A 12,870-nucleotide genomic window follows, 5' to 3' on the forward strand; every position below is an offset into this window, starting at 1 on the left:
ACACAATCGGATTCAATTTAATTGGTAATGTATATTGTTTTCTATGAAAATCTTCAATATTTACCGCATTTTTACTTGATAAAAGGCTATCTTTGGGAACAATTCTTGCAAGTTCATCATATAGTTTATCTGCACTTGCTAAAAAAAGAGCATTAGCATTTTTAACAAAAGATAGTACTTTTTGACACTGTTTTTGTGTACTCTTACCAAACAAACTTAAATCATCTATATAATCATAAATAATTTTTAATTTTCTTACCTGTTTTAGAAGTGAAATAAAATATTGTGCGGACTCTAAATAATAGTGTGCTACAATATATATGATTTTATCTTTCTCTATATTGAGCATAGTATCTATACAGACTACAGGGAAGATATATATATTATCTGCAACTTTCGTTAATTTTAATACTTTATAATCTGGCCAAAATATTATAAATCCTTTATCAGCAAGCTTTCGAAATATATGGTGTGGCCGTTGAGTCATAGGGTCAAAGTAACTGAGCAAACCTAAATAAATTATAATAGGGTTTTTATTGTTTTGTATTATTTTGTTTATATTTTTAATTAATTCATTATTTATTAATTTCTTGAAAAGTTTTTTCCGTACACTTTTTCTGATATATTTAAAAGGAATAAAAACGGTAGCTAAATTTGCGATGAGTTTTGCATTACTACAAAAAAAATATTTTACCATCTTAACCTAATTTGTAAATTTATGTAAATTTATGTTTAATCTATATAAAAAACTTGTTTATTGATTTTACTATTCTAATGCTTGCTTCTCCATCTCCATAAGGGTTTTGTACTTTGTTTCTTGTTAGAGATTTATCTCTTTCTAAAATATAAGATGATTCATCTAATATTTTCCTATACTCTGCACCTACAAGTTTAGCAACGCCAGCTTCAACTCCTTCACTCCTTTCCGTTGCATATCTTAATACAAGTAAAGGAACTCCAAACGATGGAGCTTCCTCCTGTATTCCACCACTATCTGTAAGTATAAGCTTAGAATTCTTCATTAATGTTACCAATACTGGATAATCTACTGGATCTAAAAGTCTAACATTATTATAAGAGTTCAATGCATTGTGTACATTTTGTCTTACATTTGGGTTAGGATGTACAGGCAATACAAAGGTATGATCTTTAAAAATATTAACTAATTCTGAAATAGCTTTTAAAATATTTTGAAGTCTGTCCCCATGATTTTCTCTTCTATGTACTGTAATTAACACAAGTCTATCATTAATTTCAATTTTGTTACTTCTAAGATCTGACAATGCTTTTTCCATAACATTTTCTGGCAGGGAATTTAATGCATCTATACCAGTATTTCCGGAAACAATTATTTTATCTTCTGCTATATTTTCTTTTATCAAAGTTTCTTTAGCGAATATTGTAGGCGCGAAGTGCAAAGCAGTTATCTTCGATATCATTTCTCGTAAAGCTTCTTCCGGAAAAGGTTCATATAAATCTCCTGAGCGAAGACCAGCTTCTATATGAAATACCGGTACTTTAGCATAAAAACCTGCTAACGCTCCACAAAAAGCAGACATGGTGTCACCTTGAACAAGCACACCATCAAAATTCCTATTTGCTAAAACATCTTTCAGTTTTAATAACAAGTTAGACTGCAGCGCAAACAATGTTTGATCTGTAGTCATAACACTTAGATTAATATCAGCTTTTTGTCCAAAAAAAGATAATGCTTGATTTGAAAGCTCTTTTTGCTGCTCTGTATTGCAAACCACAACATTATATTTTTCTGATCTTAAATTTAAAATTAGTGGCGCAAGTTTTATTGCTTCAGGTCGTGTACCTAAAATAATTAATAAATTTTTATACTTGTTCATACCACCCTTTAATAATCCATAATCTACCCGGTGCTAAATACATTGATGGATTCTTTTGTAAAGTAAACTCTGTATTCTTATTAACATGCAGTCTTAACATTTTATCTTTGATCGATGGGATAAAACAATTATTATGTATTACAATTATTATATTTTTAGCTTCACTTTTTTGTATCTCAGAAAAAAATTTAATACATTCTTTCTTATAATTTAGACCTTCAATTATAGCTTCAACAGTAAAGCTTATACTATTTATATATACAGTTACAGCCGTTACAGCTACTATCATAATAATTCTTAACCTTTCAAGATTAATAGGAATAAATAATAAACATGGCACATACCAAAAATATGGAATATATCGAGCCCACCAGTTATGCGGAACAAATAATGAACATATTGTCAACGATACAATAGGAACTATTATCTCTTTATATGCCTTTTTCTTATCTATAAACAGTGTAAGTACAAATGCACCCAATGCAAATATACAGATCTCAATAAAAAATACTCCAAAACCGCCAATACGCATGTCAAATCCTGCACTTTCATTTTTAAAACCTAATTTTGATGAACTGAATGGCAAAGTTCCTCTTTCCAATAAAAACAAGGTTTTGCAAAAACCTTGTTTGCTATAAAAAATTTCTCCTTTAAACATCTCTGCCGCTATATTGTCTTTACCATATAAAGGATATAAAAAATTACCTTTGTCAAGAAAATTTTTCATATAAGGATTATACCCTAAAAATAACACAGCTACTAATAAAACAATGATTCCTGTTGTAATTAAAACTAAAGCGTTCTTCAATCTCTTATGTACAATATTTATTAATATATATCCTATTATTGGGCACCAACATATAAAGCCTGTAAATTTTAAGTTTATCATAAAAACTGACAATGCTACTACTAAAAACAAATATTTGTACTTTTTCTCTAGCTCAAAATCCATAAGTGCAAATATTTGCAAAATCAAGACTATTCCCATTGTTCCATCAATGTAATATGTAAACATCTGTGCTAAAACAACAGGATTTGCAATGATACTAAAACTTAGACATAATATTACTATTAAATTTTTTTGATATCGGTTTACAATTTTTATTGAATACAGAAATAAAGTAATGATAAATACTAAATGTAATGATTTTCCTGCTTCAATTGTCCCAAAAATACTAGAAATAATAGAGGCATATATCTCAAAAAAATGAGGGAATAAAAAAACATTATGTTCATAAACTATATTAGGTTTCCGCTCATAAAATGGATTCCATCCATCACGTAATGCTATTACAGCTTCTTGATGATATGCTTGCCCATCCCAACTAAAATCATACAGCCCTGCACTTATAAAAGCTGCTCCTATAATAACTATATAACATATTATTAAAGAAATTAGAATATCTTTTCTTTTACTGTCTCTATAAAACAGATATACAGTACCAATAATATGTAGTACTACTGTAATTGTTACAATGAGTATGTCAAAATGAAAAAGTTGCATTAACAAAAATACATTCTTCAGTATATATAAAATAAAAACAAAACTTATAAGCAAAAATGGTACTTCTATCAAATATTCTTTAAAAATTTTTCGTAATTGTTTAATACAACAGTAATCTTTATTGATACATAATAAAAATGCTATACACATAGTTGTTAAAATTAAAATAAACATATTATTTTGACCCCTTGTACACTCAATGGGATAAGCATACGTATCAAAAACTACTGAATCTATAACCTGTTTGACACGTTTATCATATACAACAATATTAAGGCCTCTTCTATTTAAAGAGTAATTATAATCATTACTATTCTTTATTAATGCCTTGTTGCCCTTTCCCCACCCTTCACTAACTATATTAAAACTTGATTTATTAACTATATACTTATACGTTAATGGAGCATCTTGTAAATCTTCATAAACAACTTGTCCTCCATCAATTATCCCTATAAATCCCCATTGAAATTTACCATGCAGGTCACTCTTAAATCCTAATTTAGAAAAACTTTTAGCAAAATATCCAAATTGTAGTGAACACTCATCTGCCGCTGCTATAAAAACTACATAGTTTGCCTTGTTTACTTTATTAAAATATTTATTTATATCTTTTATACATCTCAATGAACTTAAAGTAAAAAAACTCCAACATAACATTACTAACAACAATATTATTATCAATTTTTGTACTTTACCTAGCTTACTGATTTTTTTAATATAAAAAACAATGTTTCTCATTTAACTATCCTTTTAGCTATCAACAAAAATAACCATATATTCTGCAATATATTATTTTTTCTTCATATCATATATACCAAATACAGTTTTAAAAAGTTTATATAAGATATTAAAGTTGCCTTTAATAAAAGAAATTTTTGTAGGAACTTTACCATTACCAGGATATATTCGTGTTACAGGAATTTCTAAAACCTTGTAGCTTAACCGTACAGCTTTTATAGCAAGGTAGTAATGTAGCTCGTATCCTTCAAAAACATCACGAAATAAATTGACATTAGGGTCTTGTAAAAATCTTGAACTATAGGCACGAAAGCCATTAGTTGTATCAGTATAATGATATTTAGCTGCAAAGCTTATTAAAGGTGCATGCACTAATTTCAATCCTAACAACCTAAGTTTTGGAGTATTTACATGACATCCACCTTCTACAAATCTTGAACCTTGTATATAATCTATTTTCTCATCAAGTTTTTTTATAAAATCAGAGATATTTTCAACGCTGTCTTTATTGTTCCCATCCACAACTATAACACCCTCATATCCTTTATTCAAAGCCCATGAAAATGCCATACGCATTTGCGCGCCAAGCTTCCCTTGACCAGTTTTAACAATAAGAGCAGTAACTCCTGAGGATTTTAAAAATTGATGTTCAGTAGAACCATCTGAAGACCCTCCATCAGCAATTATAATATCAGCTCCACAATCTCTCATTCTTAAAAGCTGTAATTTTAATCGTTCTCCCTCATTTATTACAAATACACATACACAATACTTGTTTTTTTTAGGGGAAAATATAAATTCATCGAATGTAGGAACTTGCCTATTAATCATCTTTTGTCGACTCTGACAATACATTTAATCTATCTTCATTTATCATTATTTTGCTTGTTTTTTCAGAACAAATAGAATAAGCTTGACGGTTTTCTAATTCACTTAAAATCCTATTCATATACTCTAACATAACTCCCAATATCACAAACAGCATCATAAAAAAAAACGCTAAAATTATAATGGTTGATGTCCAACCAACTGCAAGATTTGAATTAAATAACTTCATAACAAAAGCACAGAATGCAACTACAAACGAAATGAAACTTATTATAAATCCTAATACACTACAAGCACGCAAAGGTTTCAGCGATGAAAATATCAACAAATTAAATAAACGGAGTAAGGCATATTTATAACTTTTAAAATATCTCGTATTGGATAAAAATTCATATTTATAGTAAGATATATATAATCCTGAGTTACAAATGTTCGTAATAAGAGAACAAGATGAAGATCCTATTTTTAAAATAGTATTTATCGCATTTCTAGATACGCAAATAAGATTCGTAGTATTCGAGCTGATTTTTCCTAAGTTTTTACAAAATTTAGAAATAAATATTCTTCCTATTCTGTAACCAATAGAATTGTGATATTCTGCAATACCAATAACAACATCTGATTTTTTAGCAATTTTTACTATATTTTCTATAACCTCACAAGGGTCAACATTAGGGTCAAAAAAAACTAAATAATCACCTATACTATTACCCATAGCTACCATTTGGAATAAATTATTGTTAAAAGATCCGGAATATTCTAAAAATCTAACACATGGAATCTCATTAAGTATAGTATCTAGTTGTTTGTTGTTTGTTGTTTGTTGTTTGTTGTTTGTTGTTTGTTGTTTGTTGGAGTCTATTAGCAATATTTCATAATCTGAAAATTTCTGCTCTAAATATATTGAAAGTTTTTTTAAATACTGGTATTCATATTGCTTTGTCAATAAACATACTGTTATAAATGCACTATCTTTCATTATATAATCCTTTTTTTATAATCTCTACAACATCATAAACATTGTCTATTTTACCACCCATTATGCAATGAAATCCTTTTATATAATTTTCTTTAAATAAAATAGGACGTGAATCATCACTTTCACTTCTTGGCAAAATAGTTTTGACATCCCATAATGAATTCTTATACTTACATTCACCAAGGATTGGTATATAACGTGAAGCATCTTTAATAATAGTTCTCCAAGCGCTATATCGTTTGTGTTTTAAAAAAAGACTGTCCGAATCAAGATATTCTTCGTTAGAATCATACCATTCATAGTGAGGGGTATACCTAACGTGACTAAATGAATGTATTTTTTCAGGAGGAAAGGGCATTACAGAAAAAAAAGGACCACACATAACAGTTATTCCCAAATTTTTAACCTCATCAGGAACTTCAACAAGGCACATTTCAGTCATTTCATGTTTTAATGGAATAATTTCAAGATTTGAATTTTTAACAACTTTATTTATTTGAGAGTAAGTACAGTTAAAAACATTATCAAATTTTTCTGTATGATCTTGATTGTTACTTGAAAAATCTACAAAAATACCTGACTTCTCACAACCTCTAACTTTTTTTACAATAACACTTGTATAATAATTTACATTAGTTTGATCCAATCTCTTTTTCATGATATTTTTAAGCTTCACAGCATCAAAAGCATATTCTTGTGTATGAAATATTTTCTCAATTAAATATGGGTTCACCAAATTTTGTATACTTTTTGGAGCAGGCTCACACAAGGCTCCTATACGATCACAAAAATATTCGTATTGACTCGCTGTTACTTTACTAAGAACTTTTCCTATCATATAATACTTATTAAATTCTTTACACAGCGTTTCTGGAAACTCTTGACAAAACCTTTTAAAAGATACTCTGGAACGCAAAGCAGTTAATACACTTCTAGGATAATGATACCCATTATGCACTCTAGCCTGGTTGACATAAGATGCCCTTTGCATAAAATCATTCTCTTTTTCAAAAAGAGTAACATAGTGACCTTGTTCTTTGAGAAAAGCAGCAATATACATTCCAAAAAAACCACCGCCAATTACACATATTTTTTGATTCATCTTACTCTCATTGTCATTGTAATAAATTTTTTATAAATTCAATGGAATTAAACAATACTTTTTGATCTGAAGGTTTTTTCATTTCAACAGATACCCATTTATTATACCCTATTTCTTTTAAAGTTCTAAAGGCATCAAAATGATTAACTCTATTTTCTACAACAGGGGCAAGAAGAGGTTCGCTTATATGGTAATGCACAAAATTTTTCGCTTTTTTTATCGTCCCTGCAACATCACTACCACACATGTAAGTTCCTCCTGAATCAAAATGTAATTTTAATCCTGGTTTATTAATTATATCTACTATTCGCATTACATCTGCAACATTTGTAATAAAATCACAATTATATTCTTTCGGATTTGCTTCTAACCCTATACAACATCCAAACTGAAAACAAATATCTGCAAGCTCTGATAATATTTCAACTGATATTTCCTCAGCATCAACATACGAAATATTGTTACGAATTCTATTTTTGGGGGCACCAAAAACAAGAACTTTTGCATCAAATATACTCGCCAAATTTGCAACTTTATTAATATGCTCTCTTAACGCATTCCAACAACACTTGTCAAATAACTGTAGTTCGGGTTTACCAAAAAATATTGATTGAAATGCTGGAACTTTAAAACCAAACCCGTCAAGCATTTTTTTGTAGTCTCTTGCTTTTGTATCAGTAATACCCCAATTATCAAAAATAATAGTAGGCGCTAACTCAATTCCAGAAATATCAAAATTTGCAAGTTTTAATAAAACATCTCTATCGTTTTGTTTATCCCATGCTATATTTGAAACAGCAAGTCTCATTGTGACCTCATGATAAATTCATTAATTTCTTTTAAAATCGTCTTTTTATCATACAAATATCCACTTTTTGCATATTTTGTGCGAAAATCATAGTAAGGAGGATTTAAAGATATCTCGTTTTTAAAATCATATATTTCTGATGCAGCTATAGGCTCTGTAGCAATATTTAAAATTTTAATATTATAAGAAAGAGCAAAATTGATATCCTTCCATAAATTAGCAAGATTGTAAAATTGAAAAATCGCTCGACTGTCTGTAAGATTTATTGCATTAAATTGTAATGTATTAAAAATATCTTTAAGTTCTTTAGAATAACCTTTAACTTTATAAAAACCACTATTAAATTTTTCATAGTAATTAATAAGTTTGGGTTCATTATTAAGTAATTCTTTAAACTTATCTTCCTTTAGCATTGTAGGTATTTTATTTATCAAATCAAAAATAAAATTCTTTTTAATGTTTTTTCCAAATAACCCTGGCAAACGTATTATTAAATAGTCAATACCGCTTCCCTCTATCATTTGTTCTAATTTATAACGGTTTAATCCATAAGCATGTAAATTATTTATATCAATTGCAGTATCTTCATTTACTTCTTTTGGGTTTTTATAAACATCTATAGTAGATATTAAAACAAGTTTTTTTGGCGAGATCTTTTTTATATTTTCATAAGCTGATTGGATAGATATAAAATCTTTTTCTGGTTGAGAATTTGCCAAAAATTTCTCCGCCTTAACACCAGCATAAACAAGTAAATCAGGATTTGTTCCGAATGATTCACTTATATTTTCTGAATTATAAAGCCCTTGAAATTTAAATTGTTCACAAATGTTTGAACCTACAAATCCAGTACAACCTACCAGAGAAATCATATCTTTACTCCATAATAATAAGAATATTAAATTTTAAATATATATTCTTGTAATAATAACTTTTGTTTTCATATCAGCATCATCCCATTAGGATTAAATGCATATGACATTTTATTAGACATTCAGACTTCCCTCTAATTTATTTTGATAAACAAAAAAATCACTTGAATTAAATAAGCGGTTATTAATAACTATGAATATTTGACCTTTTAGGCTCTTTTTCAAAATATAACTTAATTCAGTGACACACTCTACTTGTGTACCTTTTATCTTTTTTTACCTACTTTTTATTTTTATATATTTTCAAAGTCTAATATGTGTTTGAACTTTTTCAGCCATGAGTTCAATCCAATAAAACTATCCATTTTGAGAGCTCAAAGATTTTATAAGATCATTGACAACTTATTTTTTAAAAAATTTAAATACACAAATAGCATTATCAATTTTTATTCTAAAAATAAATTTTAAAATAACTTTAATCCTGTAAAAGTAATCAAAGATCCCATTTTTTCCACTAACTTTTGAACACTTACTTAACTGTGAACCATTTACAATATCAATAATATTATTTGTGCCGGTAATAAAACATATATTGTTTTTCACTAATTTTTAGCTTTACGCATTTCTATAGTATCAATCCAATTTTGATTTCTTAAATACCATTCTATGGTTAATTTAATACCTTCTTCAAAAGTAAGTGATGGTTTCCAACCTAGCTCTGATTGAATTTTGTCATTACAAATTGCATAACGACGGTCATGGCCTAATCTATCCTGAACATACTCAATTGAACTTTCATCTTTTCCCATTGCTTTAAAAATAATACGCGTAATCTCCAAATTACTCTTTTCGTTATGACCACCTATATTATAAATTTCTCCTATTTTGCCTTTATGTAAAACTATATCTATAGCTGAACAATGATCGTAAACATAAAGCCAGTCGCGAATATTTAGACCATCACCGTAAACTGGTACTTTTTTACCTTTTAATAATTGTAATACAAAAAAAGGTATTAGTTTTTCAGGGTATTGATATGGGCCATAATTGTTTGAGCAGCGAGTAATCAAACCAGGAAGTTTGTATGTTTCGAAATATGCACGAACAAGCATATCTGCACTTGCTTTTGATGCAGAATATGGTGAATTTGGAGCAAGGGGAGTTGTTTCGTAAAAATACCCTTGAGGTCCTAGTGTCCCATAAACTTCATCTGTTGAAACTTGTAAATAGCGATCAATCCTAACCTCTTTTGCTGCTTGCAAAAGGTTTAATGTCCCTTTAACGTTTGTATCAATAAAAATTTCTGGACCTGTAATTGAACGGTCGACATGACTTTCCGCAGCAAAATTTACTACTACATCAACTCTTTTAATTAGCTGCTGCACTAGCTCTTTATCACATATATTTCCGTGAACAAACTCGTAGTTAGGATTATTTTCTATATCTTTAAGATTTTCAATATTACCTGCATAGGTAAGTGCATCTAAGTTTAAAATCTTATACTCAGAATATTTGTTTAATATATACCTTATAAAACAGCTACCAATAAAACCTGCTCCACCTGTTACAAGCAGTTTCATATTGATAGCTCCTTCCACTTTTTGTCTTTATCGCTTAAATTTGGCTCAAAATCAATTTTCCAATCTATGTTTAATGTTTTATCATTCCAAATAATCCCACATTCGTGCTCTGGAGAGTATTGCCCACTAACTTTATACATAATTTGCGCTTCTTGTGACGTTACTACAAAACCATGTGCAAATCCTTTTGGAATATAAAGCATGTGTTTATTTTCTTGTGACAGTTCAACAATTACCCAGTTGCCAAAAGTTTTTGACTCTTTTCTTATATCAACAGCAACATCATAAATTTGTCCTTCTAAGCAGCGCACAAGTTTTGCTTGCTCATATGGAGGTTTTTGATAATGAAGACCTCGAAGTACCTGTGCCTTTGATTTTGAATGATTATCTTGATTAAACTCAACATCTACACCTTGTTTTACAAACTCTGACTTTTCATAAGTTTCCAGAAAAAAACCACGATCATCTCCAAAAATTTTTGGTTTAACTAAAACAACTTCCTCTATTTCTAGTTTTTGAAACTCAAATGACATGCTTTTCCCCAAAAATGATCAATTGAAAACTTTACACCATATTACCATTTTTTTGAATTATATTTTTTGTATCAATAATATATAAATCACCTTTTTTTTCCTTATCTACCAATAAATTTATTTCGTTTTCTCCTTCTCTTGTGAAAAAGGGGCTTTTATAAAGCTGTATATTATCGATTTTATTAATTTTTATTATATACTCTACTTCGTACAACGCACTAAAAGCAGGCCACAAACTATAATTAGCTACAAAATCAGTATAATATCCTGGACTAGATAAACCATCATCCCAGTTACTAGAACTATAAATTATCACTTGCACAGGCTTTCCTTTTGGCAGACTATTAAGTTCTTTATATAAAGAGTAGTATTCTATCTTAGATGGTAATACAAATTGTTCTTGTATATGTTTTTGTGTTATTATTACTACCGCCAATAGAAGAGAAGAAAAGATTATACGATGTATCTTGCTTGTATATAAACCAAAAAAGTTCAATAAATTATTTAATCCTATAATTTCTATAACTAAGCACAGCATTGAGATCGCTGAAAAGGTCCTAGCATATATTACACTTTCTTCTACAATAAGATTTTGACTATAAGCCATTATAATCATAAAAATAACAAAACTTCCAACTATTAATCCCTTTTTAACAACAATATAAAAAAATCCAGATGAAAATAGACCCCAACTAAAAATTTTATACACAAAACTTGGAGCTATCGCAAAATTACATACTGCGTATGGCAAAATGTAATCCTTAAACCATAGTATTTTATCGCTAAAATCAGTAGTCAGAGAAGTTCTTTGAGTGCTTAATTGTAAGATTAGAGGAGAGATAAAGCTTATAACAAAAAATGTTAGCAACATACCAAATAGCAGTATTGCCATTATTTGAATTATTTTTTTCTTATCCAATATTTCTTTACCAAAACATAGTTCTAAAAGTAATGGTACTAAAAAACACATCGCTGATATTTGATAGATATTAAAAGAAATTGCTATACACGATAATGCAAATAGTAGCTTAACCACCTTACTACTAAATTTGATTTCACCTTGTGAATTGCGTATTAAATTGTACGATAATAAACTAAAAATTAACGAAGTTGGTACTGCAAACATTGCAGCAAAAGAAACATTAACTACAAAAGAGGGCAAAAATACTGAAAATAACGGGAGAAAAAAAGATGTAGAGTCATCTATAATCGTTTTTTTTCTGATAAAATTATATAGCATACAACAATATATAACAACTGTAACAACAGAAATAAAACGTATAGTACAAATTTCTCCGATTGTATTAAATGGTTTAAACAACAATAACATAAGACCATTAAAAAAACGCCCTATCATAATTTCATGCTTTAATATTGCCGTAATACTTGCTTTCCACTTATTCCAGTCATCTATTATAATGTAGGAACTTGTGAAAACAGGAGAATAACATCCTCCGATAATTAATGCATAAAGAAAGTACTCTTTTTTAAAATTGTTAAATTTTAAATACTTTAGTAACATTTTGCCTCTATAATAACTAATATTGTTTGTTTAAAATTTCTATTAACTTTTTTAGAAAATATAAAATACATACAATCCCTCTTAACCGACTGCTTTGTTTGTCATTTATTTTATTTTTTCAGTACAACATGTGTTTGATATTTTTCAATTTTATACTTCTTGTTTTATAACATAAATGGGTCTTTGTTTAACTTCAATATAGATTTTAGAAATATATTGTCCTAAAACAAAAAAAATAACAGTATTACTAAACAACATCAGACACATTATTAATGTCCAACCATCCACATGATCACCACAAACCCATTTGTAAAAAATCACAAATGAGATAATTATAAAAACTATAGCCATAAAAATTGGAACAGCAACTAGTGGTAGTACTGAACAAGAGATTATGCCATCTAGCGCATATAAAAATAACTGACCCCTCCCCCCCCATTTGCTTTTACCAAATGCTCGCTTTATATTTTTATACTCAAAATATTTTGTTTTAAAACCAATCCATGGGAAAAGTCCCTTTGAAAATCTATTCCTCTCTTTTAAAAGCA

12 protein-coding genes and 1 pseudogene are annotated in these 12,870 nt (G+C 28.6%); all 13 read right to left on the minus strand.

Annotated elements, in window-relative coordinates; genetic code table 11:
- The coding region (locus LBD57_RS05875; RefSeq protein WP_373470406.1) for a hypothetical protein at nt 1–697 on the minus strand (697 nt) is incomplete at its 3' end.
- Between the two features lie 40 nt (nt 698–737).
- Nucleotides 738–1,856 carry a non-hydrolyzing UDP-N-acetylglucosamine 2-epimerase gene (gene wecB, locus LBD57_RS05880; RefSeq protein WP_373470407.1) on the minus strand — a complete coding sequence of 373 codons (1,119 nt, stop codon included), beginning with the start codon at nt 1,854–1,856 and terminating at the stop codon, nt 738–740.
- Entirely contained in the window at nt 1,843–4,098 is a 2,256-nt protein-coding gene (locus tag LBD57_RS05885) for a hypothetical protein (RefSeq protein WP_373470408.1), read from the minus strand. Before LBD57_RS05885 ends, wecB begins: the two co-directional genes overlap by 14 nt.
- A gap of 51 nt (nt 4,099–4,149) precedes the next feature.
- A complete protein-coding gene (locus tag LBD57_RS05890; RefSeq protein ID WP_373470409.1) occupies nt 4,150–4,929 on the minus strand; it encodes a glycosyltransferase family 2 protein in 780 nt (259 codons plus the stop codon).
- Entirely contained in the window at nt 4,922–5,905 is a 984-nt protein-coding gene (locus LBD57_RS05895) for a hypothetical protein (RefSeq protein ID WP_373470410.1), read from the minus strand. Before LBD57_RS05895 ends, LBD57_RS05890 begins: the two co-directional genes overlap by 8 nt.
- On the minus strand, nt 5,895–7,007 hold the full coding sequence (locus LBD57_RS05900; protein ID WP_373470411.1) for an FAD-dependent oxidoreductase: 1,113 nt from the start codon (nt 7,005–7,007) through the stop codon (nt 5,895–5,897). The genes LBD57_RS05895 and LBD57_RS05900 overlap by 11 nt, the downstream gene beginning before the upstream one ends.
- A gap of 13 nt (nt 7,008–7,020) precedes the next feature.
- Nucleotides 7,021–7,815, minus strand: coding sequence for a sugar phosphate isomerase/epimerase family protein (locus tag LBD57_RS05905; RefSeq protein ID WP_373470412.1), 795 nt, complete (start codon nt 7,813–7,815; stop codon nt 7,021–7,023).
- Nucleotides 7,812–8,687: an NAD-dependent epimerase/dehydratase family protein gene (locus LBD57_RS05910; RefSeq protein WP_373470413.1), complete on the minus strand. Its 876-nt coding sequence runs from the start codon at nt 8,685–8,687 to the stop codon at nt 7,812–7,814. Before LBD57_RS05910 ends, LBD57_RS05905 begins: the two co-directional genes overlap by 4 nt.
- A 402-nt stretch (nt 8,688–9,089) precedes the next feature.
- Complete coding sequence (locus LBD57_RS05915) at nt 9,090–9,290, minus strand: hypothetical protein (protein WP_373470414.1); 201 nt, start codon at nt 9,288–9,290, stop codon at nt 9,090–9,092.
- The gene (gene rfbB / locus LBD57_RS05920; RefSeq protein ID WP_373470415.1) at nt 9,290–10,267 is read right to left on the minus strand and encodes a dTDP-glucose 4,6-dehydratase; all 978 of its coding nucleotides are present in this window, start codon (nt 10,265–10,267) and stop codon (nt 9,290–9,292) included. Before rfbB ends, LBD57_RS05915 begins: the two co-directional genes overlap by 1 nt.
- Nucleotides 10,264–10,800 (minus strand): dTDP-4-dehydrorhamnose 3,5-epimerase, encoded by a 537-nt coding sequence (gene rfbC / locus LBD57_RS05925; RefSeq protein WP_373470416.1) that lies wholly within the window; start codon nt 10,798–10,800, stop codon nt 10,264–10,266. The genes rfbB and rfbC overlap by 4 nt, the downstream gene beginning before the upstream one ends.
- 31 nt (nt 10,801–10,831) lie before the next feature.
- Nucleotides 10,832–12,322 carry a hypothetical protein gene (locus LBD57_RS05930; protein WP_373470417.1) on the minus strand — a complete coding sequence of 497 codons (1,491 nt, stop codon included), beginning with the start codon at nt 12,320–12,322 and terminating at the stop codon, nt 10,832–10,834.
- Between the two features lie 150 nt (nt 12,323–12,472).
- A pseudogene (locus LBD57_RS05935) lies at nt 12,473–12,870 on the minus strand (glycosyltransferase); the annotation flags it as partial.

The sequence above is a fragment of the Candidatus Endomicrobiellum cubanum genome, from assembly GCF_031278955.1.
GTDB classification, from domain to species: domain Bacteria; phylum Elusimicrobiota; class Endomicrobiia; order Endomicrobiales; family Endomicrobiaceae; genus Endomicrobiellum; species Endomicrobiellum cubanum.